Source organism: Hymenobacter roseosalivarius DSM 11622, assembly GCF_900176135.1.
In the GTDB taxonomy this organism is placed as follows: domain Bacteria; phylum Bacteroidota; class Bacteroidia; order Cytophagales; family Hymenobacteraceae; genus Hymenobacter; species Hymenobacter roseosalivarius.
The window spans coordinates 93,344-118,280 of sequence record NZ_FWWW01000082.1; the positions used below are offsets into that span (position 1 = coordinate 93,344).

Here is a 24,937-nt window from a genome sequence, read left to right on the forward strand (position 1 = left end):
ACTTAGATATTCTGCTTTTTCAACTCACCTACCGCATGATCTACTGCCCTGGCAGTCAGGGCCATGTAGGTGAGCGAGGGGTTCTGGCAGGCCGCTGAGGTCATGCACGCCCCATCCGTGACGTACACGTTGGGCGCGTCCCACACCTGGTTGTGCTGGTTTAGCACGGAGGTTTTGGGGTCGCGGCCCATGCGGGCGGTGCCCATCTCGTGAATGCCGCCGCCCAGGTTGTAGCCGTTGTTGTAGGTTTTTACGTTTTTCAGGCCTGCTTTTTCCAGCATTTCCTGGGCATCCTGCATCATATCGATGCGCATCTTCAGCTCGTTGTCGCGCATGGTGGCGTCGATGGCCAGCACCGGCAGGCCCCACTTGTCCTTCTTGGTTGGGTCGAGGAAAGTGCGGTTGTCGTGGTAGGGGAGGGTTTCGCCGAAGCCGTTGATGCCCATCGTCCAGTCTCCGGGCTCAGTGAGGGCATCTTTGAAGTCGCCGCCGATGCTCATTTCGGCAATTTCCCGGCTCCAGCCTTCCCGGCCGGCCCCGCCCTGGTAACCAAAGCCGCGGATGTAGTCGCGCTTGTCGCCAAACAGGTTGCGGTAGCGCGGGATGTAAATGCCATTGGCCCGGCGGCCGTACACGTACTTATCCTCGTAGCCCTCGGCCTCACCGTGGGCGCCCGCCCGGAAGTGGTGATCCATCAGGTTGTGGCCCAACTCGCCGCTGCTGCTGCCCAGGCCCTCGGGCCACACGTCGGTGGCCGAGTTCATCAGCACCCAGGCCGAGTTTAGGGCGGAGGCGTTCAGGAAGATGATTTTAGCGAAGTACTCGTAGGTCTGGTTGGTTTCCGCGTCGAGCACTTCCACGCCTTTGGCCCGCTTGGTATCCTTGTCGTAAAGGATTTTGGTGACGATGGAGAACGGCCGCAGCGTAAGGTTGCCGGTAGCCACGGCCGCCGGCAAACTCGCCGACTGCGTGCTGAAATAAGCCCCAAACGGACAGCCCAGCCAGCACTTGTTGCGGTACTGACAGGCCACGCGGTTGTTGTGGTTCTGGGTGATGTTGGCCGTGCGGCCAATGACCATGTGGCGGTCCTTGAAGTTCTTTTTAATGCGGGCCGCTACGTCCTTCTCCACGCAGTTCATCTCCATCGGGGGCATAAAGTCGCCGTCGGGCAGCTGGGGCAGGCCGTCGCGGTTGCCGCTGATGCCGGCGAATTTCTCCACCCGGCTGTACCACGGCGCCAGATCTTTATAGCGAATGGGCCAGTCCACGGCGATGCCGTCTTTGGCATTGGCCTCAAAGTCGTAGTCGCTCAGGCGGTACGACTGCCGGCCCCACATCAGCGAGCGCCCGCCCACCTGGTAGCCCCGAAACCAGTCGAAGGGCTTCACCTCCACGTAGGGGCTTTCCTTTTCCTTCACCCAGAAATCCAGGTTCTGCTCGTTGAGCGTGTAGTCGCGACTCAGCACTGGGTAGTCCTCGATCATCTGCTGCGTTTTACCCCCCCGATGCGGAAACTCCCAGGGTGCCTTGTTGGCGTTCACGTAGTCTTTAATATGTTCCACGTTACGGCCGCGCTCCAGCATGATTGTCTTCATGCCTTTCTCTGTCAGCTCTTTGGCAGCCATGCCGCCTGAAATACCGGACCCGATGACGATGGCATCGAAGGTGTTCTTTTCCATAAGGGGTGGGATAAATTAGGGCAGAGGAAGCGTAGGGCGAAGCCAGGGAAGGCTTACACCAAAGTACGCTTAATGTGCGTAATGCTTTTCTGAATGCTGTCGAAGGGCGAGCCAGGCGTTTGGTCCTGCTCCACAAAGTAGTACTTCATGCCCGACTTTCCAGCCTGGGCAAAGATTTTCTTGAAATCGATGACGCCGCTGCCCACCTCCGTAAAGTTTTGCTTGGACGTTTTGTCCATATCCTTCACATGCCAGAGCGGGAACCGGCCAGGGTACTGCTGAAACAAGGCAATCGGGTCTTTCCCAGCTTTGGTAGCCCAGTACAGGTCCAGCTCCATCTTCACCAGCTCTTTGTCGGTGGAGCTAAGCAGCAGATCATAGGGCAGCTGGCCGCTCTGGGGGGCAAATTCGAAGTCGTGGTTGTGGTAGCAAAGCTGAATACCAGCTTTCTTACTCCGCTCACCCGCTTTGTTAAGCTGGTCAGCTATATACTTATAGTGGTCGAGGCCGCCGCGCTCGGCTTCCGAGAGGTAGGCGCACACCATGTACTTCACGCCAGCCTGGGCCGCGTCGTCCACGGCTTTGTCCCAGCCGTGCAGTATGGTGCCCTGTACCGGCTGTCCCTTTTCTTGCTCTTCACCCAAGCGGTAATGGCTACTGGGCATGATCAGGCCATTCTGCTTGAGCACGCCGGCAAAAGCCGCGGGCGTCATGCCGTAAAACTTCTGACTGCCCGTATAGGTGGCGCCCTCCACCGAGGTGTAGCCCATCTTTGCCACCCGGGCCAACGTACCTGCCGGGTCCTTTTGCATGGCGTCGCGCACCGTATATAGCTGTAAGCCAATATGTCGCGACTTGTGCGCGGCCAGCAAAGCCGGCGAAACGAGCGCGCCAGCAGACAGAAGCGCGGCGGACTTCACGAAGGAGCGGCGAGAGGTCATGGAGAGAATTTGGTGGGAAGGAGTTAATTCGTGCGGTCCTGTTTGGGCAATAGGCAGGGAATAGTCGAGGATTGACGCCGTAGCGTAGGCAATGACTCGTTCCGCTGCTTATTCAGGACTGACTAGCGCCTGGCAGGCGCTGGCCGCAGGGAGTATGGTTTGCCAATTTATCCTTCCTTTTCCCGGTATTACAAGCTTTTACCGAGGTCGGAAATATCGTTAACAGATGATAGTAACTAAATTAAAACGCTTAGTGCACAAGCACCAAAGGGCGGAAAACTGGAACTGAGGGGTAGTTTCCTGCCTGCACGCTGCCAAAACCAATCGTATAAAAAACAAGCAGCTCCTTAGCCAAGATATAAAAGTTTTTCCAGATCGAGTTGTCTACTTAGCATGCTGGACTCCGCGCAGAGGCTACCAGCTGCTTGGTATTGTGGTAGGAAAGGGTACCTGACTTCGCCGGTTTCTCCCTCGTAGCGCCCAGTAGTTTTCAGGCCTACGCCGCACTTCCTCTAACGACTTTGGCCCCACAACGGCGCGTTGGTCTGCGCTATCGTGGGGCCGAGGCTTGTGCTCTAACCGAACTGGCTCCTGATTCAAGTGCTAATGCACTGGCTCTGCCATCTGCTCAGCGGATACTTCCACCTGCTCGGTAATATGCCGGCGACCGGTAAGCAAAAGGAATAAAGCTACCACCGAGGTAACGGCCATGATAGACACCATGGGTACCGTCGTGCCGTTGCTGAAAACACTGACCGCCATGGAGGCCAAAGCGCCCATCGCCATCCGAGTTGCACCCATCAGAGCGGAGGCGCTACCAGCATTTCGGGAGAAAGGAGCCAGGGAGAGCGCAGCCGTATTGGGGCTGCTAAAGCCGAGGCAGCACAAGAAGATAAACAGCAGCGCGATAGTGCCATTGAGCCCAATCCAGCCACCGCTTATAAGCACTAGAAAAACAAGGCCGGTCAGAACCTGGCAAATGAGGGCTGTATGCACCAGTTGCTCATTCTGATAATACCGCAGCAGGTAGCTATTCACCTGACTGGCACCAATGAGGCCCACGGACAGGAAGGCGAAAATCCAGCCGTATACCTTGCCATCTACCCCAAAAATCCCCATAAATACCAGCGGCGAGCCCGCCACGTAAGCGAAGAGTCCGCAAAACGACATAGCGCCGGTAAACGTGTAGGTATAGAACTGCGGCTCCCGCAGCACCGCCCAGAAGTTGGTTAGGATAGGCCTGGGCTTCAACGACATAGTTGTATCGGGCTTATAGGTTTCGGGCAGCCAGAGAAAGGTGGCAACCAAAAGCAGCAAGCCCATGGCCGCCAGCACAATAAATACGCCGTGCCACCCAAAAGCCGCCGTCACATAGCTCCCGGCGGTGGGCGCAATCATGGGCGAAAGGCCAATGACCAACATAATCAGGGCAAAGACCTTCGCACTGTCTTTCACCGGAAACAGGTCACGAATCATCGCCACGGAGGCCACGCCCGCAGCACAGCTGCCGATGGCTTGCACCAGGCGCAACACGATAAGCCCATTGATGGTATGAACGGTCGCGCAGCCGATGGAGGCCAGCACGTACACGGCCAGCCCAACATACAGCGGTTTTTTGCGGCCAAATCGGTCAAGCAGCGGACCGTATAAAAGCTGGCCCGCCGAGATGCCCACGAAGAAGCTGGATAAGGATAAGGTCACGCGGGCCGCGGTCGTGTTCAGGTCCTGGGCAATGGCCGGAAAGCCCGGCAGGTACATATCGATGGAAAAAGGCCCGAGCGCCGACAGGCTTCCCAGAATCAGAATCAGAAAAAAATACTGCTGCTTGGACATAGAGGGTACTGGGGGGCTTTTTTGCCCGATTTATTCTATGATGCAATGCCCATTTCTGCCTAGATCGCCTCCGTGCCGCGGCGGCAAAAAAGCCCCCCAGGCGACAGTGGGGGTACAAAAGAAGGGAGCAATAGACTGGAAGTTTTCCAACTAATAAGCTGTCCGAACAGCTGTCCGGGCCGAATAATGCCCAAAAGGAACCACTTTGCGGCAGGAGCAGCCGGCGCGGCGCCAGCCGCGAAAAATTCCCTACCCGGTAGCTTAAGAATCTGTTTGCGTTAATTTTTGAGGCAGCCAACCGCGGTAGAGACGCAATCGTTGGAGTCTCCTCGCGTGGGAATCGTTCAACGACGAGACGCAACATGTTGCGTTTCTACCTCGTTTCCGTCCACTCGACAGCCAACGCAAACCACTTCTTAGATGTCGGAGTAGGCGGTGGGCCGCAAAAACACCTTATCGTTTTTAGAAACGTTGTTCTGATACTCAGGCAGACTGGAAAGCTTTTTCCACTCGGGGTCCGCGCCGAAGGATTTCCAGTGCTCGTCGCGGGCGGCCTGGTTTTCAAAGGTGGTCAGATACATAAGGTTGGGCATGTGGCTGCCGGCCACCACCCTGGCGTAAAATACCGCGTTGAAGCCCAGGCGCTCAAACAGCGGTATCTCGCCGCCCTGCGTGAACATCTGCACTTTGTTGCGGTGCTGCATTTCAGTGGCGCTTTCGTAGCTGCGCAGCTCGTATACACGCTCCGCCCGTGGCCCCTGCAATCGGGGCTCGCGCAGCCGCAGCTTCTCAGTGAAAGACTCCAGCTGAATAACTTCCAGGCGAGTGTAAGGCGGGTCGGTGTGAGCCGCCGCCCAATAGGCGGGGCTGCTTTTCGCAAAGTCTACGTCCTGCTCCAGGCGCTCGGTCACGCGCCCCAGCTGCGCGAGGGACGGGTAGGGAATGAGCACGACCACCCGCCGATCGGTGGCCGTATCGTTGCCGATGGGCTTGAAAACCCCCATCTTCCTGACGCCCAGCTTGCGCAGCTCCGGCAGGAACGCATCCCGCAGAAAAGCCTCTACCCGCTCTTCCTGCTGCTGGGTTTTTATGTGGTAAATTTTGAGTTGGTACACTTCCCGCTCGGCGGCGGGCCGGTAAGCCGACCCGGCCAGCAGCAAGACCATAGCCAGCAGGAGCAGGCCGCCTCTGCTTACTCGTTGTACTGGTGACAACTTGTTCATACGCGGAAAGTATAAGGGTAGAAATGAGCCGGAGCTTCCTTAAACATAGCAAAAATACGTTAGCCTGAACCTAGGTGTTGCCTCGTTGATGGCCCCCAGAAAAGCAATACGTTAGAAACAAACCATTACGTAGGGCTTCATGCTGCGTTGGATAGACGTGCTCAAATTTGCCACCTACAGTAACCCGGAGCCGCCCAGAAGAGTGGAGCAGTCGGAGGCCGCGTGGCAGGCGCAGCTGACGCCCGCGCAGTTTCAGGTGGCGCGGCAGAAAGGGACGGAGCCGCCGTATCGCAACGCCTACTGCCGCTCCTACGAGCCGGGCACGTATGCCTGCGTCGGCTGTGGCAGTTTGTTATTCCACTCTACTGAGAAGTACCACGCCATATCCGGTTGGCCCAGCTTCACGCAGCCCATTGCCAAAAACGCCATCAAATATGCCTTCGACGACAGCCACAACATGCAGCGCCTGGAGGCACTCTGCAACGTCTGCGACGGCCACCTCGGCCACGTATTCCCGGATGGTCCTGCACCGGGCGGCCTGCGCTACTGCATCAATTCGGAGAGCCTGAGCAGAGAAGTCAGCCAGAAAGCCGCTGCTGGTGGATAGTGCATGACCCCCTAGGATCAGCGAAATACTTCGGCGGGTTGAGCCGAATTTGCGTATTCCAGCCCACTCGCTGCCTTATCTGCGAGTATCCAACCCATGGCTAACGCTTCTTTCCCGCCCGAATCCCCTGCTTTTACCGGCTTCGTGCGCGTGCGCGGGGCGCGGGAGCACAACCTCAAAAACGTCGATCTGGAGATACCGCGCGACGCTCTGGTGGTCTTTACGGGCGTGTCGGGCTCGGGCAAATCGAGCCTGGCCTTCGGGACGCTGTATGCCGAGGCGCAGCGGCGCTACCTGGAGTCGGTGTCGCCGTACGCGCGGCGGCTGTTTCACCAGATGGCGGTGCCCGAAGTGGATGCTATTGAGGGCCTGCCGCCGGCTGTGGCCTTGCAGCAGCAGCGCGGCACGCCCACCACGCGCTCGTCGGTGGGCTCGGTCACCACGCTCTCCAACCTGGTGCGGATGCTCTACTCGCGGGCCGGCGACTACCCGGCCGGGCAGGGAATTATTTACGCCGAAGCCTTTTCGCCCAACACTTCCGAAGGGGCCTGCCCTACCTGCCACGGCCTGGGGCGCGTGTACGAAGTGACGGAAGAGTCGATGGTGCCCGACCCCTCGCTCACCATCCGGGAGCGGGCCATCGCGGCCTGGCCCCAGGCCTGGGGGGGGCAAAATCAGCGCGATATTCTGGTCACGCTCGGCTACGACGTCGACCGACCCTGGCGCGAGCTGCCCCAAAAGGACCGCGACTGGATACTGTTCACCGAGGAGCAGCCGGTAGTGCCGGTGTACCCCGGCTACTCGCCCGAAGAAACCCGGCGGGCCCTGCGGCGCAAGGAGACACCCAACTACATGGGCACGTTTACGGGCGTGAAGCGCCATGTGCTGCACACCTTCGCCACCACCCACAGCCCGCTCATGAAGAAGCGGGCCCTGCAGTATATGCTCAGCACCGAGTGCCCCACCTGCCACGGCAAGCGCCTGCGGCCCGAGTCGTTGTCGGTGACCTTCGCGGGCCTGGATATTGCCGACTTCTCTCATTTGCCCCTCAAGCGCGTGGCCGACCGGCTGCGGCCCTTCGCCGAAGGCACGGCTGCGGGTCGCAAAAAGCACGACGCGGCCCACCCCGAGCAGGTCATCGTGGCCCAGCGCATTGCCGCCGACCTGTGCGCGCGGCTGGCCGTGCTGCTCGATCTGGGGCTGGGCTATCTATCGTTGGAAAGAAGCACGCCGACCCTCTCGCCGGGCGAATTGCAGCGGCTGCGGCTGGCTACTCAGCTGTATTCCAACCTGTTCGGGGTGGTGTACGTGCTGGATGAGCCCTCGGCGGGCCTGCACCCCTCCGATACGGAGGCCCTGCTGGCCGCCCTGGCTAGCCTGAAGCGCAGTGGCAACTCCCTGTTCGTGGTCGAGCACAACCTGGACGTGATCCGGCAGGCCGATTGGCTGGTAGACGTGGGGCCGGCCGCCGGCGAGCAGGGCGGCGAAGTGCTGTACAGCGGCCCGCCCGCCGGGCTGGCGGCCATACAAAGCTCGCAGACGCGCCGCTACTTGTTTGATCTGGAAAAAATGCCCCCCAGCCCACCCCGCCCGCCCGGCGGCTGGCTGCGGCTGGCCGGCGTCACGCGCAACAACCTGAATGGGCTGGATGTGGCCTTTCCACTGGGCGTACTCACCACTGTGACGGGCGTGTCGGGCTCGGGCAAGTCGAGCCTGGTGAGTCAGGTGCTGGTGGAGCTGGTAGGGCAGCAACTAGGAATGAGCAATGAGCAATTGGCAAGGGGCGAGGAGGAAGGCGAAGGCGACGAGCTGGCGCGCGCCGCACCTACTACGACCGGGGGGCAAATTGTGAGCGGGATGGAACATATCAAGCGCCTGGTGCGCGTCGATCAGAAACCGATTGGCCGCACGCCGCGCTCCAACATGGCCACCTATACCGGCCTGTTCGACCACGTACGCAAGCTATTTGCCGCCACGCCCGCCGCCCGCAAGCGCCGCTACGATGCCGGCCGCTTTTCCTTCAACGTGGCCAAAGGCCGCTGCTCAACCTGCCAGGGCGAAGGCTTCGTGATGGTGGAGCTGCTGTTTCTGCCCAGCGTGTACGCGCCCTGCCCCGTTTGCCGCGGCGCGCGCTACAACGCCAAAACCTTAGAGGTAACTTATCAGGATAAGAACATAGCAGAGGTATTGGGCATGACAGTAGACGCGGCCTGGGAGTTCTTCGCTGCCGAGCCGCCGGTACACCGTGCCCTCACTGTGCTGCGCGAAGTTGGCCTGGGCTACCTGCGCTTGGGCCAACCCGCCACCGAGCTGTCGGGCGGCGAGGCCCAGCGCATTAAGCTGGCCACGGAGCTGCAACGCACCCAGCGCGGCAACTCGCTCTACGTCCTCGACGAGCCCACCACCGGCCTGCACCCGGCCGACGTAGAAAAGCTTATGGCCCAGCTCGAGGGCCTGGTAGCAGCCGGCAACACGGTCATCGTGGTAGAGCACGAGATGCGCGTGGTAGCCGGCTCCGACTGGGTGATTGACATGGGCCCCGGCGCGGGCGACGAGGGCGGTCAGGTGGTAGCCGCCGGTCCGCCAGCCAAACTGGCTGGGGCCAAAGACAGCCGCACCTCGCCCTACCTGGCGCGTTTTCTGGGAGGCGAAGGACAGTGAGCTGACCGTCCTTGGCTTTGGTTTAAGTGTAAACAGAACGTCATGCAGAGGCGGAGCCGAAGCATCTCGCGTGTTTAGTTTGATTGGTAATCCCGCATCAGCACGCGAGATGCTTCGGCTCCGCCTCTGCATGACGTTCTATCAGGACCTACTATTTGTTGTTCCGAAGAAAATCCCCGCATTATGCGTCCTTTGCGGGCCTTCCTTTTTTCTATTTCGCGTGCCTATGCCGGCCAGTGCCCTTTCCCTGCGAACCGTTGAGGTAACGCGCTACGTGACGCCGCTGCGCGAGGGCGGCTCTTTGCCGGCCCTGACCGAAGCCGACGACGGGTTTTTGTACGTGCTCAAATTTCGGGGCGCGGGGCAGGGCATCAAGGCGCTTATTGCCGAGCTGCTCGTGGGCGAGCTGGCGCGGGTGCTGGGCCTGCGCGTGCCGGAGCTGGTATTCTGCCAGCTCGACGAAGCCTTCGGCCGCACCGAGCCCGACGAGGAAATTCAGGATTTGCTGCGCGCCAGCACGGGCCTCAACCTGGGTCTGCACTACCTGTCCGGGGCCAGCACCTTCGATGCCCTGGTCACCCCTGTCGAGCCTTATCTGGCTTCGCAGATCGTGTGGCTGGACTCGCTGACGCTGAACGTGGACCGCACGGCCCGCAACACCAATATGCTCATGTGGCACAAGGAGCTCTGGCTGATCGACCACGGCGCGGCCCTGTATGTGCATCACGCCGGGCCGGGCTGGGCGCAGCCGGAGCGCCAGCGGACCTTTGCCCAGATAAAAGACCATGTGCTGCTGCCCCAGGCCACTGAGCTGGAAGCCGTCAATACAGAAAGCAAGGCTTTGCTTTCTGCCGCTATTATTCGGGAGATTGTGGAGTTGGTGCCCGAGGAATGGCTGATCGGTGCCTTCTCCGCCGATACCACGGCCCAGGCGCAGCGGGCGGCCTACGTCGAGTTCCTGGAAGCCCGCCTCGCCGCATCAGATACCTTTGTTCAGGAAGCCGAAAATGCCCGACAAGCACTTGTTTGAGTACGCCGTGCTGCGGGTAGTGCCGCGGGTGGAGCGCGAGGAATTCCTCAATGTGGGCGTCATCGTGTACTGCCGGGCGCAGGGCTTTCTGCAAACGCGGTTTGAGCTGCCCGAAGCCCGCCTGCGCGCCCTGGCCGGCGACGAGTTTGATATGGAGGAGCTGACCGCCCGCCTGCACGCCTTTGGGCAGATCTGCCGGGGCCGCCCCGAAGGCGGCACCATCGGCCGCCTGTCCCTGGCCGAGCGGTTTCGCTGGCTCACGGCCACGCGCAGCACCGTGGTGCAAACCTCGGCGGTGCATCCCGGCCTGTGCCAGGACGCCGCCGCCACGCTGACGCGGCTGTGTGCGCAACTGGTGCAATAAAGCCCCCCAGTGGAAGCAAGCAGCGGGTGGCTTTGACCTGAAGAACGGCCTTCGCCGCATTCTGAGCGTATACGACAGCCAGGACTTTCACCCGACCGCATGGACTATATTCGCTTAGGGGCCACGGGCCTTCAGGTTTCTAAAATTTGCCTGGGCATGATGACCTATGGCACCCCCACCGACCGCTGGCCCTGGGCCCTCAACGAGGAGCAGAGCCGGCCTTTCATTCAAAAAGCGTTGGAGCTGGGTATCAACTTCTTCGATACGGCCGACGCGTATTCCAACGGCGTGAGCGAGGAGGTCGTCGGCCGGGCCCTGCGCGACTTTGCTTCCCGCGACGACGTAGTCATTGCCACCAAAGTGTTCTATCCGATGGGGCCGGGGCCGAACGATAAAGGTTTGTCGCGCAAGCACATACTGAGCGCCATCGATGCCAGCCTCAAGCGCCTCGGCACTGACTACGTCGACCTGTACCAGATTCACCGTTGGGACTATAATACGCCCATCGAGGAAACGCTGGAAGCCCTGCACGACGTGGTAAAAGCGGGCAAGGCGCGCTACATTGGGGCCTCCTCCATGTACGCCTGGCAGTTTGCTCAGGCCCTGTATCTGGCCGACAAGCACAACTGGACGCGCTTCGTGAGTATGCAGCCCCACTACAACTTGGTGTACCGCGAGGAGGAGCGCGAGATGCTGCCGCTGTGCCAGGATCAGAGCATCGGCGTGATTCCGTGGTCGCCGCTGGCGCGGGGGCTGCTCACGGGCAAGCGCGGCAAGGAGCGCAACGAAACCGAGCGCGCCCGCACCGATACGTTCGGCAAGGCACTGTACTCCCGCGACGATGACTTTGCCGTGGCGGCCCGCGTGACGGAAGTAGCCGAGGCCCGTGGTCTGCCCAATGCGCAGGTGGCGCTGGCCTGGATGCTCTCGAAGCCCGTCATCACGGCCCCCATTATCGGGGCCAGCAAGCCCGGCCACCTGGAGGATGCGGTAGCGGCCGTGGATGTCCAGCTCTCGGAGGAGGAAATCGCGCGCCTGGAGGAGCCGTATCAGCCGCATCCGGTGCTTGGCTTTTCGTGAAAATCGGCTAAACCTACTGAAAAAAGCCCCCCATCCAATTTGAAATGACTGGGGGTCTTTTTTTGCGCTCTACGAGTGCTGCAACAGCTAACCAAGGATAAAAACGCTGGCTGGAGCGTTCCCGCCCTACCTTTGCCCCATGCACACGCTTGACCAACTGCGCGCCGGAAAGCTGGCCGGCACCACCCGCCTCGATTTATCCGAAGGCCTTACCGAGTTTCCAACGGAGATATTTGAGCTGACTGATACGCTCGAAATCCTGAACCTGTCGGGCAATAAGCTCTCAAATTTGCCCGCCGACCTGGGGCGGCTGCACCAGCTGCGCATCCTGTTCTGCTCGGATAACCAGTTTACCAGCGTGCCGGAGGTGCTGGGGCAATGCCCGCGGCTGAGCATGGTGGGCTTCAAGGCCAACCAGATTCGTACGCTGCCAGCTGCGGCCCTTACCCCGGCCCTGCGCTGGCTTATCCTCACGGATAACCAGCTCCGCGAGCTGCCGACTGAGCTGGGCACCTGCAAGTTTCTGCAAAAGCTCATGCTGGCCGGCAATCAGCTCACCGCGTTGCCCGAAAGCATGGCCGCTTGTACTCGTTTGGAGCTGGTGCGCATCGCGGCGAATCGGTTTACGGAATTGCCCCCGTGGCTATTGTCTTTATCCCGCCTCTCGTGGCTGGCGTATGCGGGGAACCCATTCAGCGAGGCAGCCGAACAACTGGCCGTGGCTCACCACCCCATCGCGACCATCGATTGGGATACGCTAACTCTGGAGCACCAGCTAGGCGAGGGCGCGTCGGGGGTTATTTATCAGGCGCGGTGGCACCAGCCGGTTAGCTCGCCAGTCGGGGTGGCCGTGAAGCTTTTTAAAGGGGCCGTGACCAGCGACGGCCTGCCTCACAGCGAAATGGCGGCCTGCATCAGCGCCGGCGCCCATCCCAATCTAGTGGCGGTGGAAGGCAAAGTCGGCGGGCACCCTGCTGACACTGAAGGTCTGGTACTGGAGCTGATTGAACCGGCATTTCGCAACCTCGCCAGCCCGCCCAGTCTGGTTTCCTGCACCCGCGACGTTTACGATTCAGGTACTAGGTTCGGCGTGGAGGCCGCGTTGCAGATTGCCCACGGCATTGCTGCCGCGGCCGAACACCTGCACGAGCGCGGCATCATGCACGGCGACCTGTACGCCCATAATATCCTGACTACGGAAGCCGGCGCCAGCCTGCTCAGTGACTTTGGCGCCGCCTGCTTTTTCGACCCCGAAGCACTGGAAACAGCCCACGCTTTGCAGCGCTTGGAAGTGCGCGCCTTCGGTTGTTTGCTGGAAGAATTATTGAACCACTGTCGGGGCTCAATAGATGCGCTGGCCGATTTGCAGCAGCGGTGCGTGCAGCCTAATGTTTCGGCCAGGCCGCTATTCGCCGAAATCCGGCACACATTGGCGGAACTGCGACGTTTAGCTCTGGGCAGCGCCAAGTGACCTCACCCCGCTCTACGGCTGTGCCCCGTAAAACACGAATATCCAACTGCCTAAGCAGCTGGATATTCGTGTTTAAGGTTTAATGAGAGCAGGAAGACTATACTAACAATCTAGCCTTTCTTCTTGCCGGGGGCCTTTTTATCAGTCGTTTTGCTGGCTTTAGCATCTTTCACGGGAAAGCCGCGCTCGCGCATGAGGGCTTCCGTTTTGGGGTCGCGGCCGCGAAACGAGCGGTAGGCTTCGGCGGGGTCCACGGTGTTGCCCACGGAGAAAATCTGCTGGGTCAGGCGCTTGCCCACGGCTTTGTCGTAGGGGCCGCCGGCCTCGGTGAAAGCGCCGTAGGCATCAGCCGCGATTACTACTGACCACAGGTAGCTGTAGTAGCCGGCCGAGTAGCCATCGGAGGAGAAGACGTGCGAAAACTGCGGCGTGCGGTGGCGCATCACAATTTCGCTCGGCATGCCTAGCTGAGCCAGCGTTTCGCGCTCAAACTTGTCGGGATCAATCTTCTGGTCGCCGGCCAGGTGCAGCTTCATGTCAATAAGGGCGCTGGCCAGAAACTCGGTAGTTTCAAAGCCCTGATTAAACGTGGCAGCCTTTTCAATGCGGTCCACCAAAGCTTGCGGAATGGGCTTGCCCGTCTGGTAGTGCACGGCGAAGCGCTGGAGCACCTGGGGCGTGGAAAGCCAGTTTTCGAGTACCTGCGACGGGAACTCCACGTAGTCGCGCACCACGCTGGTGCCCGAGAGGGTAGGGTAGGTAACGTTGGAAGAAAGCCCGTGCAGGGCGTGGCCGAACTCGTGAAACAGCGTAGTGGCGTCAGTCCAGGAAATGAGGGTGGGCACGCTGTCCTTGCCCTTCACGAAGTTGGAGTTGTTGGACACGATAGTCGTGACGGGCTTGCCGTCTATGCGCTCCTGCTTGCGGTAGGCGTTCATCCAAGCACCAGAGCGTTTGCCAGTCCGGGCATAAGGGTCAAAATACCAGAGGCCTACGGGCTTACCGGAGGTCTTGTCTTTCACTTCCCACACCTTCACATCGGGATGGTACACGGGCACATTGGTGACGGGGCTGAAGGTGAAGTTGAACAGCTCACCGGCCACCCAGAACATGCCTTCGCGCATCTTATCGAGCTGTAAGTACTGCTTTACCTCATTCTGATCGAGGTCGTAGCGTTCTTTGCGCACTTTCTCGGCGTAGTAGCGGTAGTCCCAGGGCTCAATTTTGAAGGTCGCACCTTCCTTTTTGGCCAGGGCCTGCATATCGGCCACTTCCTCCTTTACGCGCGCCACGGCCGGGGTCCACACTTCTTCCATCAGCGCCATCGCCTTTTCGGGCGTTTTGGCCATCGTATTATCGAGGCGCAGGTGGGCGTGGGTAGCGTAGCCCAGCAGCTTGGCCCGCTCGGCGCGCAGCTGCAGAATCTGGGTAATCAGGGCGTTGTTGTCGTGGGCACCGCCGTTGTCGCCCCGGTTCACGAACATGCGCCACGCCTTTTCGCGCAGCTTGCGCTGGTCGGAATAAGTCAGAAATGGGTCAATGGAAGAGCGGGTGTTCGTAATCACGCCAGCGGCCGAGAGCTTACGGGCTGTGGCCGCATTGGCCGCGTCTTCACGCAGGGAAGTGGGCAGGCCGCCGAGGTCGGCGGGCGCTTTGAGCACCAGTACCGAATCGGTTTCATCGGCCAGCACATTCTGACTGAAGCGCGTGAACAGGCCCGCCAATTCTTGGTTGATAGCCGACAAACGCATTTTCGCCTTAGCATCAAGCTTAGCGCCGGCCCGTACGAAGTTGTTGTAATACACAAACGCCAGGCGCTGCTGTTCAGGCGTCAGCTTCTTCTTGTCGGGCGAGTTATACACCGCCTCAATGCGGCGAAACAGCGGCTCGTTCTGCGTGATCTGGTCGGAGAAAGCGGCCATTTTGGGGGCCATTTCCCGCTCCACCAGCTGCACCTCCGGGCTGCTCATCGTCCCGGTCCAGACGCCGTACACGGTCCGCACCTGGTCGAGGGTTTTGCCCGCCCGCTCCAGGGCGGCAATGGTATTCTCGAAAGTGGAGGCCTGGGAGTTGCTGGCAATGGCCTGAATTTCCTTTAGGTTTTCAGCCATCGCGGCTTCGAGGGCCGGCTTGAACTGGGCCACTTCTATTTTGTCGAAGGCCGGAACACCGCCGTAAGAACCAGCCCAGGGGGCTAACACAGCGTTGTTTTCGGGGCGGGTGGCCGTGGCGGAGAAGGTGGGGGCCGTCGTCTGGGCGAAGCTGGAAGTTGGATTCACAGTGGTAGCAAAACTGAAGGTGAAAAGCGTGTTTGCCAGTAAAAGCCTACCAGGAGAAAAAAGCGGTTTGGGCATGAGTGGGAAGGTGGTTGATAAGTCAGGTTGAGCCTGAAAGGTAAGAAGGAATGCTTCGGTTCCTTTTAGCGTGACCCCACCCCCGTCCCACCTCGCTTGATGCGCGACATCCTCCGGAAGAGGGGGGGACGGGGGTGGGGTCACGCTGTAGCCAATGAGCAGCTTCCGTTTTTAGCACGCAAGAAATATTTTCCCTCTCCCCTGTAACCTCGCTTAAATCGCGCAGTTACCAGCGCCGAATACGGTCGTTACTCTTCCCGCCAACAGCGTTTGAAAAAATATTTTCATCCGGTTGTAACGATTAGACTTAATCCCGGTAACCGCCTCACTCAACACCCTGATTCTCGTTTTTCAGTGTCCCGCCAGCTTGTTATTTACACAGCAAAATTCTGCTAGAAACAGAGTGTTTTAGTAGCTGATTCCGGCCGCGCCAACCAGCCCCCAACCTTTCTATTTCAATCCCTTTTCGCGCCGCTTTTTTGCTGCTGCCAGTCATAGTTGTGCCCAGATTTTTCGGCATCGACCAACCCGCAATTCTCCTTTCGTTCGTCCGCTTTCTACTCCAAAATTAACCGCGCTATGTCTTTCCGTTTTACACTGCGTTCTTGTCTTCTGCTGGTTGAATTTGTGGCTGGGGGGCATTTTGCGGTAGCCCAGCAAGCGCCGGCCGCCGCGACCAAATCAGCCACGGCCGCCCCCAAGCGTCAGCTCCAGGCTCTGCGCGTTACGGAGCCGATTAAGCTCGATGGCGAGCTAAATGAGGCCATCTGGCAGCAGGCACCTGTCGCTACCGATTTCATTCAGCAGCGCCCCAACCCCGGCGTACCGGAGAAGCAGAAAACCGAAGTACGCGTGCTCTACGACGACGCCAACCTCTATATCGGGGCCGTGATGCACGACGTGAGCCCCGATTCTATTCTGCGCGAAATGACTCAGCGCGACCAGTTTGGCAACACTGATCTGTTCTCGATTTTTCTGGATACCTATCACGACAAACTTAATGGCTACAACTTCACGGTGACTACCTCCGGCGTGCAGCTGGATGCCCGCTACTCGCCCGCCAGCGGTGAAGACTGGAACTGGAATGCCGTGTGGGATGCCCAAACCAGCCAGCGCGGCACCGACTGGATAGCCGAAATGCGCATTCCCTACTCCGCCATTCGATTCAGCAAAGCGCCCGAGCAGCTCTGGGGGCTGAATTTTGCCCGCCAGCGCAAGCGCGACAATGCGCAGTTTTTTTGGAATGAAGTGAAGCCCGAAGTAGACGGTTTTGTAAACCAATGGGGCGAGCTGCGCGGCATCCAGAACGTAGAGCCGCCGCTGCGCCTGTCGCTGACGCCCTACGTGTCGAGCTACGTGAACCACAACCCGCTCAACGCGGAGGGTACGCGCCGCACCACCACCAGCTTTAACGGCGGGGCCGACGTGAAGTGGGGCATCAACGAGAGCTTCACCCTGGATGCCACGTTGGTGCCGGATTTTGGCCAGGTGCAGAGCGACAATCAGGTGCTCAACCTGTCGCCCTTTGAGGTGCAGTTCAATGAGAACCGGCAGTTTTTCACCGAAGGCACGGAGCTGTTTAACAAAGGCAATTTGTTCTACTCGCGCCGGGTGGGAGCCACGCCCATTGGTTTCTACGAGGTGACGGCGGGCGAAAACGAAAAGATTGTGCGCAACCCGGCCGAGACGCGCCTGCTGAATGCCACCAAAGTATCGGGCCGCACCAGCAAGGGCCTCGGGATTGGGTTATTCAATGCCTTGAGCAACGACGTGTACGCTACCGTGCGCAACACCGAAACCGGGGAGGAGCGACAGGTGCAAACCCAGCCGTTCAGCAACTACAATATTGCCGTGCTCGATCAAAGCCTGAAAAACAACTCCTTCGTGAGTCTGATCAACACTAACGTCACGCGTTGGGGCCAGACCTACGATGCCAACGTCACTGGGGGGCTTTTTCGGGTGGCCGATAAGAAGAATGCCTACGCCGTGGATGGCAGCTTGGTATACTCGCGGCGGCGCGGCACGACCTTCGGCTCCGATAAGGAAGTGGGTGACCAGGACGGCTACAAATACCGGGTGGGCGTGGGCAAAATCAGTGGCAACTTCACCTGGGGCCTCAACCACGGCATCGAATCGGATACCTATAACCCGAACGACCTGGGTATACTGTTTGGCAACAACAAAATCACGCAGTCCTTGGACTTGGGCTACTGGAAGTATAAGCCGTTTTGGAAAGTGAATAACTTCTATCTGTTTGGGCAGGCAAGCCACACCTTGCTGTATAAGCCCACGCGCTACCAAAGCACTAGCTTTTACCTGGGGGCCAACACCACCTTCACCAAGAACTTTCTGCAAGTGGGCTTCGACTTCAGCGTGGACCCGCGCACCCATGACTACTTCGAGCCCCGCGTGTTTCCGCTGGGCGACTACTACGTGCGCGTACCCGGCCGCACCAGCCTGATAGCCTTCTTCAATTCAGACACCCGCAAGAAGTTTGCGCTGGGCATGAACGCGGGCAATACAACCTACGCCCTCGACGATCGGTTCGCGCGCGAACGGCGTCTGCGCTACCGGTTCGGGGCCTACCCGCGCTACCGCGTGAATGACCACCTCACCTTCCGCTACAGCCTCGACTGGAGCCTCGATGTCAACCAGATTGGCTACGTAAACGGGGGCCTCAGCCGCGATGAGCCAATGGATGAGGCTTTTATGGGACAAGTCATCCTCGGTCGCCGCGACGTGGCTACGGTTTCCAACGTAGTATCCGTGGCCTACACGTTCACCAACCGCATGTCGTTTACGCTGCGCACGCGCCACTACACCAGCAACGTACGCTACGCCGACTTCGCGGCTCTCTCGCCCGGCGGCGCGGAGCAGCTCGTGGACTACCGCCGCAACCGCGACAACACCTACAACGCCTTCAACATTGATGCCGTGTACGCGTGGTGGTTCGCGCCCGGCTCCCAGATTAGTGTGGTCTGGAAAAATGCGGGTACGTCGTTTCTGCAGGCCAACGAAGCCACCCCGCTCTACTTCGACAACCTGAGCAATACCATCAACACACCCCACAATAACTCTATATCCGTCAAGATTCTATACTACCTCGACTACCTGGCATTTAGAAAAAACAAGTAGCTGCTTGACCTAATCAAAAAAGCCCCCCAGCGCCACTATTAGCTGTAGCTAGTGGCTGGGGGGCTTTTTACGTATAGCTACTTAGGTGGATTCGCATTACTCGTTGCCGATAACTGCCGTACAAGCAACTGCTCCCGACTCTAACTCTCGCTTCCTGATGCCGTCCTTTTTAGAAGAATTTCTGCGCAATCCTGCTATGGTAGGCTCCATGGTGCCCAGTTCCCGCGAGCTAACCGAAAAAGTAATGGCCCCCATTGACTTTGCCAGTGCCCGCTGTATCGTGGAGTACGGCCCCGGCACGGGCGTTTTTACCGATATTCTACTTCAGCGCCGCCGAGCCGAAACAGCCATTGTCCTGGTAGAAGTAAACCGGCGTTTCAGTCAGTTGCTGAAGGAGCGCTACTCGGGCCAGCCCAATGTGCACATCATCCACGGCTCAGCCGACCAAACCGGCGAGTATTTGATGAAATTGGGCTTGGATAAAGTGGATTGCGTGGTTTGCGGCTTGCCATTTTCTTTGCTGCCGCGCCGCTTAGGTTGGCGCATTTTGGAGCACACCCAGCAATTATTAATACCGGATGGCAAGCTCATACTATTTCAGTATTCTCTGCAGAATAAACGCCTGTTCATGCGCTTCTTTCGCCTGCTCGACGACACGTATGTGCTGCTCAACTTACCGCCCGCTTACGTGCTAACCTATGCCCCGCAAAGCAGCGAAATTACCGACAGTAAATTACCGGCCTAATCATCCGTTGCGTGGTACTACGACTTTGAGGCGTAGTACCACTATCGTTGAAGGGCCCCGGCATACGTAGTCATCCGCAACAACAGATGTACTACGACTTTGGAGTCGTAGTACCACCCCTCACGCTTTCCGCTTGTATGATGTTAACTGTATCAGGAATTACACTGCAGGAAAAAGAGAAATTTATTCTAAATGACATCAGCTTCACTCAGCAAAAAGGGCAGAAAATTGCCCTGGCTGGTGAAACCGGCGCGGGCAAAAGTACTTTGCTCCAAACCATAGCCGGTCTGGTGCAGCCCGATGCCGGTGAAGTGTGGTTTGCGGGCCGAAAAGCCAAAGGCCCGGCCGAACAATTGATGCCGGGAAATCCGGGTATTTCGTATCTGTCGCAGCAGTTTGAGCTGCCTAAGTTTCTGCGGGTAGAGCAAGTACTCCAATACGCTAATCAGCTGTCAGTGGCGGAGGCTCAAACACTGTTTGAAGTGTGTCGGATTGACCATTTGGGCGAGCGTCGCACCGACCAGTTATCAGGTGGCGAAAGGCAGCGGATCGCGCTTGCCAAGCTGCTGCTTTCTTCACCCAAATTACTCTTGCTAGATGAGCCGTTTTCCAATCTGGATATGGTGCATAAAAATATCCTGAAATCAGTTATTCAGGATATCGGCGAGCAGCTGCAAATTACCTGCATTCTCATCTCCCACGACCCGCTGGATACGCTTTCGTGGGCCGATGAAATAGTGGTGATGTGTGGGGGACAGATAGTGCAAAAAGGCACCCCAGCGCAGATTTATAACCAGCCCGTGAATGAATATGTGGCGGGCCTGTTTGGGACATATAACCTGATAACGAGTGCCGCGCAAATTAAGGCTTTTTCGGCGGCGGCCGGGGCAAAAGTAAAGCGTAAAATGCTGCTGATTCGGCCTGAGAATTTTAGCTTAGATTCAGCCACTAAAAATAGTATTGCCGGTGAGGTGAAAAACGTGCGTTTCTTCGGCTCCTATTCCGAAGTAGAAGTGCAGCTGGCCGGTGGTAGTGTTACAGTACGCACCAGAGTAGGAAGTGCTGCACCCGGCGACACTGTTACTGTTTCGCTGGCCGCTGGTGGGGTCTGGTATGTGTGACGTAAACGGCAGTGTAATTCGTTGACGCCAGAACGGGGTAGAGACGCATAGTTGCGTCTCTACCCCGTTCTGGCGTCAACAGGTTAGCATGGTGCGGTCTGAGGGCCTTCCGTGTGGGCGCTTAGTATGTTTCCGGGTGGAAGGTAAGCACCGGTGCTTTGGCTTGTACTGCTACACTTTCGGCCGTGCTGCCGCCGTGCAGGAAATGCCAGAGGCCCGTGCGACCGTGGGAGAGCATTACCACAAGGTCGGCGTGCGACTGCTCGGCGTAGCGCGGCACTCCGACGCTCACCTGGGGAGCATTTACCACGTCGGGCTCGTAGTTGAGCAGGTGGTGGCGGTCGGCGAAGGCGTAAATGCGGTCGATGGCGCTGGAGTAGTCTTCAGCGCGGGTCACGACGTCGAGCAGGTGGAGGGTGGCCTCGGGGAAGGCGGCGCACACCTGCCGCAGGCTCCGTACGGCGCGGTCGGCTTCGTGGGAGAAGTCGGAGGCAAAAACAATGGAGCGCACCTCGAAATGGGGGGCCGGCAGCTTCACCGTAAGCACGGGGCAGGGCGACAGGCGCACCAGCCGCTCGGCGTGCGAATCCAGGTCAAATAAATGCAGAAAGGCCGGCGCATGAATGTGGGCTCCCATCACCACCAGGTCGATGTTCTGCTCGCGAATAACTTCCAGAATGGCCTCATCCACGTCGCCGGTCACCACGCGGTCGTGCACCGTTACATCGGGCGCGGTACGGATCATTTCCGCTATCAGTTGGCGCATGCGCTGCTTGGTGCGCTGGAGCAGCTGCACCATAAACACGCCATGGCGCGATGCCCCGCTCGATACGCCGCCGGTGGTTACCATACTGGTACCGCCTGCCGCTTCCACTACGTGCAGCAGCGTGATCTGCCCGTGCGTGCGGTGGGCCAACTGCACAGCTACCTCGAAGGCATTGTGGGCTTCAGGAGAAAAATCGGTAGGTACAAGGATGTTTTGCATGGCAGTAAATGGTGAATGATGGGCCATATCGGGGCTGCGCGCCTTCGTAAGGCTGGTGTAATAATTTACATATTATATTTTAATAAAGCAATATGACAACTTAGCTACTGGTAGTATTTTCTTGCTTTTGCCAGCCAGTTAGCTAGCTGATAGTGGAATACAAACAGGCTAATTGCCTTCAGGGTAACTGAGCCTTGCTGACCGCCACAGCCCAGTAGCCGCAGCGGCGACAGAAACCGGCCAATTCAGTGAAAGCCGGAGGTCAGGCCGTGCGGTGCGGGTGCAGCCGCGCTGGGGGGCTTTTTTGTTGGTCCCAGCTCCCAGTCAGCAGCAAAAGAAGCCCCAACTGCGGTGGCGGCTGGGGCTTTTTGGAATAGTGCTATTAATAAGTAGTGGACAAGACAACACCCCTCACGCCCACAACTTTAGCCAATCATACGTTCCCAACACTGTTACTGGCCAGTTCACGCCTACAGGTAAGTAGTAAGTGCAAGCTACTATGCGGCTGCGGAGTCAGCTGAAAAAGCTGTTAGTCCCGCGGGGGTGAGCGGGGTTAATACTAAGAGGACTGGCAAAGAGCATGACGATTACGAGGATCAGTTGGTCCGATTACCAACTCTTGTCCCAGTTGGTCGGGGTAATCCTAACAACCTCAATGCCAGCCACCGCAGGCACGGCAATAGTTAGTGTCGGGTATAACCTAACCAGTCCGGAGTGGCTGATTTATTTGCTAGCTGCCGTGGCGTGCTGATTGTATTCAGTGATGATAGATAAAGTATTGCGGTAGCGGTAATTCTTTTCGCCGACAATTACTTTTTGGGCTAATTCGGGATAATCGGCGAGGTACTGGCTCATTTCGGTCGCAAAGTTGAGCCGGCTTACTTCCTTTAGTTCGCCGTTGCGGCGCACGTACCAGCGGTTGTTCGTGTAAGCATTCACCAACAGTACGGCCGCGCCGGGTATTGGAACCGGCACAACCCCGGGTTGAGCGTACGTGAGCAGCTCCACCGGGCCCGTCAGCATGCGCACGCCCAGCACTTTGGATGGTTTGCCTTTACTCAGAATGTTCTCATAGTAGCGTCTGTGCACGGTCATCGACTGCACTTTTTTTATTTTTAGGGTATATCGCTTTGCTCGCTTTGGTTGTCCGGGAGGCGTAAGGAAGTAGTCAATTTGTGTTCCGTAGCCCATTAGGGTAGCCGGCAGATATACGCCCGTTAGCTGGGTGCCATCTATCTTGATGAGGTTACCCATATAAAAGGTGTCGCGGAACTTGCCGTAGCCGCCTTTTATATAGCCAACAGTGTCAGTGGGTGCCACTGACGCTTCCTGAGCTTGGCTGAGAGTAGGAAAGACTAGTGGCAAAATGTAAACGGTGCAAAAGGTTAGCTTCATAAAGCAAAAGTGTAAAAAGAAAGTAAACCTATAGGCTATTTAAAATGCTTGAATAAGCAAGCTAAAATGCTATGAATAAATAAGTTGAGAAGATTTTATTAGAAATTTGTACTTTTTCGTAGTTATACGCTCCACAGTTGCAACCCCAGCCATCCATACGACCCTAATACCGTTGCCACCAGGCCCAGGGCGCCATAGGTGAGTAGCAGGTACCAGGCCACCACGCGGCTGCGAAACAGGTGGAAGCGGCGCACCGTCAAAATCAGGCCCCAGAGGGTGAGCACGGTAAAGGCCAGCGGCGCGACGAAGAGCAGGACGCTTTGGACGCTCACGCGCCCGGCCGCCGCCACATTGCCCCCCAGACTACCCAGGGCAAACCCAAGAGCTACCAGCGCCACCGTGGCCAGCAGCGGCAGCAGACGTGGTAGCAACTGGGGGCGGGGCAGCTGTCGGCGCACGGCATAAATCAGCCAGACCAACCCGGCCACGCTGGACGTGGTAGCCAGCAAGATGCTGACCCAAAACAAGGTGGGCGGCAGCCACCACCAGATGCCCGCTTTGAGGGAGTAGCCCTGGGGCGAAATCAGCACCGGCTCGCCGTCGTGGTCGCGGGTGAGAGCCACGCTCGGCCGCAGCTGGCCGCTGGGGCGAAAGGTGAGCGGGCCGGTAGCCAAGAGGGTATCGGGGTCGCCGATCAGGGGCTGCAGGGTGAGCAGCTGCCCGCGGCGCTCCAAGGAAATGCCCCCCAGCAGGTGGCTGCTGAAGCCGAGCAGCGCGTTGCGGGGCGCCGCGTCCTGGTAGTGGCCCAGATAAGGGGCGAGGGCCGTTGTATCGAGGGCCAGCACGGACGGCGGGGGCGGGGTGAGCTGGTCGCGCAGCAGAAACTCCCGAACCAGGGTACTGATGCTGGTGAGCGGCTGGGCACCGTTGTTGGAAAGGGCGTAGCCCAAGCCTAGCTCCCGGTTGTAGGCAAAAAGGGAGATGAACCCTTCGATGCCCCCATTGTGCCCCCGAAACGTGGCTTTACCTTTCCGGTTGATGAGCATGTTGGCCAGGCCGTAGCCGGTTTGCAGGCCGGCACGGGCTTCGAGGGGGCTGTGCACGGTTTCCATCTCGCGCAGACTGGTAGGCTGGAGCAGGGCCGTGCCGTCGGGCGTGCGGAAGTCGCGGAGGAAGAACTGCACCCAGCGGGCCATATCGATGGCCGAGGCGCTCAGGGAGCCCGCCGGACCCGCATAAATGGGCAGCAACGACACGGGCTGATAGCCACCATCGGCATACGCATACCCCCGCGCCAGCCGCGAATCTGACTCGGGGCGCAGGGTCGCGGTAGCATCGGGCATACCCAAGGGGCGCAGCACGTTCTTAGCGAGGGAGTGCTCGTAGGGCTCCCCGCTCAGCTTTTCGAGCAGATAGCCCGCCACCAGATAGCCGGGGTTGGAGTACGACATCCGCTCGCCGGGCCGCCAGCGGCAGCGCAGCTCCTCGCGGAAAATCTGGACCACGGCCGCGCCCCGTGGGTCGGTGGGCGTGGTGTTGTACACATGGTTGAAATGCATATCGTCGAAGCCGGCGGTATGCTCCAGCACATGCACCACGCGCACCGGGTCGGTGGCTTCCCAGGGGTTATCGATGGGAACCTCGGGGGTAATTTTGCGCAGCTCATCGTTGAGGCTCAACTTGCCCTGCTCCACCAATTGCAGCAGTCCTACCGCCACAAACGACTTGGTAACCGACCCCACCCGAAACAGCGTGTGCGGCGTCACGGGCTGCTTTTTCTCAACATCGGCCAGGCCCAGCCCGCCCGCGTACAGCACCGAGTCGCGGGTAATCAAGGTGAGCAGCAGCCCCGGAATATGCTCGCGCCGCATGATGCGCTTAATGGAATCGGTCAGCTGCGGAATGGTGGTAATCGGCCGGGTCGGGCGCTGGGCCTGGGCGGCCAAGCAAGACCCCAGCAGCGCCAGGAACAGAAGTAGCTTTTTCACGATGAGCGCGGAGGAAACAGATATTTGCGCTGGAAGATAGCGGTTTGTCTATTTAAACAAACGCAGAATGATGAGGCAGCTGATATAAGGACTAAGAAACTGGCTGCGGCTATCTGGGGGGCTTTTTTGGATAAGGATGACAGGTTGAACAACGTCAGCAACGACGAGACGCAACTATGCGTCTCTACAGTGGGGTACTATCCAGAGGGAAACTGGCATATTGGATTCAAACTATCTAGTCGTCACGCAGAGCAGAGCGAAGCATCTCGCGTGTTTGGTTAATTACAATTGCACCATCAGCGCGCGAGATGCTTCGCTCTGCTCT

17 protein-coding genes are annotated in these 24,937 nt (G+C 58.7%); 9 read left to right on the forward strand and 8 right to left on the reverse strand.

Features of this window, described 5'->3' with window-relative positions:
* Positions 1–2 precede the first annotated feature (2 nt).
* The 4 genes from B9A24_RS15020 to B9A24_RS15035 form a co-directional block, all read right to left on the reverse strand.
* A complete protein-coding gene (locus B9A24_RS15020) occupies positions 3–1,679 on the reverse strand; it encodes a GMC oxidoreductase (protein WP_084446842.1) in 1,677 nt (558 codons plus the stop codon).
* A gap of 53 nt (positions 1,680–1,732) precedes the next feature.
* Positions 1,733–2,620: a sugar phosphate isomerase/epimerase family protein gene (locus B9A24_RS15025; protein ID WP_084446843.1), complete on the reverse strand. Its 888-nt coding sequence runs from the start codon at positions 2,618–2,620 to the stop codon at positions 1,733–1,735.
* Between the two features lie 603 nt (positions 2,621–3,223).
* Positions 3,224–4,453 carry a multidrug effflux MFS transporter gene (locus B9A24_RS15030; RefSeq protein ID WP_084446844.1) on the reverse strand — a complete coding sequence of 410 codons (1,230 nt, stop codon included), beginning with the start codon at positions 4,451–4,453 and terminating at the stop codon, positions 3,224–3,226.
* A gap of 416 nt (positions 4,454–4,869) precedes the next feature.
* Positions 4,870–5,676 carry an NIPSNAP family protein gene (locus tag B9A24_RS15035; protein ID WP_084446845.1) on the reverse strand — a complete coding sequence of 269 codons (807 nt, stop codon included), beginning with the start codon at positions 5,674–5,676 and terminating at the stop codon, positions 4,870–4,872.
* 139 nt (positions 5,677–5,815) lie between these two features.
* On the opposite strand from B9A24_RS15035, the gene msrB reads away from it, so the two are divergent.
* The 6 genes from msrB to B9A24_RS15065 all read left to right on the forward strand — a co-directional run bounded on the left by msrB (position 5,816) and on the right by B9A24_RS15065 (position 12,889).
* Positions 5,816–6,283, forward strand: a complete 468-nt coding sequence (gene msrB, locus B9A24_RS15040; RefSeq protein ID WP_084446846.1) for a peptide-methionine (R)-S-oxide reductase MsrB — start codon at positions 5,816–5,818, stop codon at positions 6,281–6,283.
* A 96-nt stretch (positions 6,284–6,379) separates the two neighbouring features.
* The gene (locus tag B9A24_RS15045; protein ID WP_084446847.1) at positions 6,380–8,944 is read left to right on the forward strand and encodes an excinuclease ABC subunit UvrA; all 2,565 of its coding nucleotides are present in this window, start codon (positions 6,380–6,382) and stop codon (positions 8,942–8,944) included.
* A 226-nt stretch (positions 8,945–9,170) separates the two neighbouring features.
* The gene (locus tag B9A24_RS15050; protein WP_084446848.1) at positions 9,171–9,974 is read left to right on the forward strand and encodes a HipA family kinase; all 804 of its coding nucleotides are present in this window, start codon (positions 9,171–9,173) and stop codon (positions 9,972–9,974) included.
* Complete coding sequence (locus tag B9A24_RS15055) at positions 9,952–10,338, forward strand: DUF3037 domain-containing protein (RefSeq protein WP_084446849.1); 387 nt, start codon at positions 9,952–9,954, stop codon at positions 10,336–10,338. The genes B9A24_RS15050 and B9A24_RS15055 overlap by 23 nt, the downstream gene beginning before the upstream one ends.
* A gap of 99 nt (positions 10,339–10,437) precedes the next feature.
* Positions 10,438–11,418: an aldo/keto reductase gene (locus tag B9A24_RS15060; RefSeq protein WP_084446850.1), complete on the forward strand. Its 981-nt coding sequence runs from the start codon at positions 10,438–10,440 to the stop codon at positions 11,416–11,418.
* 139 nt (positions 11,419–11,557) lie between these two features.
* The gene (locus tag B9A24_RS15065; RefSeq protein ID WP_084446851.1) at positions 11,558–12,889 is read left to right on the forward strand and encodes a leucine-rich repeat-containing protein kinase family protein; all 1,332 of its coding nucleotides are present in this window, start codon (positions 11,558–11,560) and stop codon (positions 12,887–12,889) included.
* A gap of 110 nt (positions 12,890–12,999) precedes the next feature.
* Here the strand turns inward: B9A24_RS15065 and B9A24_RS15070 are convergent, their stop codons facing one another.
* The gene (locus tag B9A24_RS15070; RefSeq protein WP_234997322.1) at positions 13,000–15,168 is read right to left on the reverse strand and encodes a M3 family metallopeptidase; all 2,169 of its coding nucleotides are present in this window, start codon (positions 15,166–15,168) and stop codon (positions 13,000–13,002) included.
* A 654-nt stretch (positions 15,169–15,822) separates the two neighbouring features.
* On the opposite strand from B9A24_RS15070, the gene B9A24_RS15075 reads away from it, so the two are divergent.
* The 3 genes from B9A24_RS15075 to B9A24_RS15085 all read left to right on the forward strand — a co-directional run bounded on the left by B9A24_RS15075 (position 15,823) and on the right by B9A24_RS15085 (position 20,244).
* Positions 15,823–18,378, forward strand: a complete 2,556-nt coding sequence (locus B9A24_RS15075) for a DUF5916 domain-containing protein (protein ID WP_084446853.1) — start codon at positions 15,823–15,825, stop codon at positions 18,376–18,378.
* Between the two features lie 157 nt (positions 18,379–18,535).
* Positions 18,536–19,123, forward strand: a complete 588-nt coding sequence (locus tag B9A24_RS15080) for a class I SAM-dependent methyltransferase (RefSeq protein ID WP_084446854.1) — start codon at positions 18,536–18,538, stop codon at positions 19,121–19,123.
* A gap of 137 nt (positions 19,124–19,260) precedes the next feature.
* Complete coding sequence (locus tag B9A24_RS15085; RefSeq protein ID WP_084446855.1) at positions 19,261–20,244, forward strand: ABC transporter ATP-binding protein; 984 nt, start codon at positions 19,261–19,263, stop codon at positions 20,242–20,244.
* Positions 20,245–20,365: 121 nt separating this feature from the next.
* On the opposite strand, the gene B9A24_RS15090 is transcribed toward B9A24_RS15085, so the two are convergent.
* The 3 genes from B9A24_RS15090 to B9A24_RS15100 all read right to left on the reverse strand — a co-directional run bounded on the left by B9A24_RS15090 (position 20,366) and on the right by B9A24_RS15100 (position 24,612).
* Positions 20,366–21,229, reverse strand: coding sequence for a universal stress protein (locus B9A24_RS15090; RefSeq protein ID WP_159452065.1), 864 nt, complete (start codon positions 21,227–21,229; stop codon positions 20,366–20,368).
* Between the two features lie 723 nt (positions 21,230–21,952).
* The gene (locus B9A24_RS15095; protein WP_084446857.1) at positions 21,953–22,624 is read right to left on the reverse strand and encodes a hypothetical protein; all 672 of its coding nucleotides are present in this window, start codon (positions 22,622–22,624) and stop codon (positions 21,953–21,955) included.
* 122 nt (positions 22,625–22,746) lie between these two features.
* Entirely contained in the window at positions 22,747–24,612 is a 1,866-nt protein-coding gene (locus tag B9A24_RS15100; protein WP_084446858.1) for a serine hydrolase domain-containing protein, read from the reverse strand.
* Positions 24,613–24,937: the final 325 nt, after the last annotated feature.

What these genes read in the sequence shown, in the direction of transcription:
- B9A24_RS15020 (WP_084446842.1), bottom strand. Translation starts at nt 1,679, where the DNA reads ATGGAAAAGAACACCTTCGATGCCATCGTCATCGGGTCCGGTATTTCA.
- B9A24_RS15025 (WP_084446843.1), bottom strand. Translation starts at nt 2,620, where the DNA reads ATGACCTCTCGCCGCTCCTTCGTGAAGTCCGCCGCGCTTCTGTCTGCT.
- B9A24_RS15030 (WP_084446844.1), bottom strand. Translation starts at nt 4,453, where the DNA reads ATGTCCAAGCAGCAGTATTTTTTTCTGATTCTGATTCTGGGAAGCCTG.
- B9A24_RS15035 (WP_084446845.1), bottom strand. Translation starts at nt 5,676, where the DNA reads ATGAACAAGTTGTCACCAGTACAACGAGTAAGCAGAGGCGGCCTGCTC.
- msrB (WP_084446846.1), top strand. Translation starts at nt 5,816, where the DNA reads ATGCTGCGTTGGATAGACGTGCTCAAATTTGCCACCTACAGTAACCCG.
- B9A24_RS15045 (WP_084446847.1), top strand. Translation starts at nt 6,380, where the DNA reads ATGGCTAACGCTTCTTTCCCGCCCGAATCCCCTGCTTTTACCGGCTTC.
- B9A24_RS15050 (WP_084446848.1), top strand. Translation starts at nt 9,171, where the DNA reads ATGCCGGCCAGTGCCCTTTCCCTGCGAACCGTTGAGGTAACGCGCTAC.
- B9A24_RS15055 (WP_084446849.1), top strand. Translation starts at nt 9,952, where the DNA reads ATGCCCGACAAGCACTTGTTTGAGTACGCCGTGCTGCGGGTAGTGCCG.
- B9A24_RS15060 (WP_084446850.1), top strand. Translation starts at nt 10,438, where the DNA reads ATGGACTATATTCGCTTAGGGGCCACGGGCCTTCAGGTTTCTAAAATT.
- B9A24_RS15065 (WP_084446851.1), top strand. Translation starts at nt 11,558, where the DNA reads ATGCACACGCTTGACCAACTGCGCGCCGGAAAGCTGGCCGGCACCACC.
- B9A24_RS15075 (WP_084446853.1), top strand. Translation starts at nt 15,823, where the DNA reads ATGTCTTTCCGTTTTACACTGCGTTCTTGTCTTCTGCTGGTTGAATTT.
- B9A24_RS15080 (WP_084446854.1), top strand. Translation starts at nt 18,536, where the DNA reads ATGCCGTCCTTTTTAGAAGAATTTCTGCGCAATCCTGCTATGGTAGGC.
- B9A24_RS15085 (WP_084446855.1), top strand. Translation starts at nt 19,261, where the DNA reads ATGATGTTAACTGTATCAGGAATTACACTGCAGGAAAAAGAGAAATTT.
- B9A24_RS15090 (WP_159452065.1), bottom strand. Translation starts at nt 21,229, where the DNA reads ATGCAAAACATCCTTGTACCTACCGATTTTTCTCCTGAAGCCCACAAT.
- B9A24_RS15095 (WP_084446857.1), bottom strand. Translation starts at nt 22,624, where the DNA reads ATGAAGCTAACCTTTTGCACCGTTTACATTTTGCCACTAGTCTTTCCT.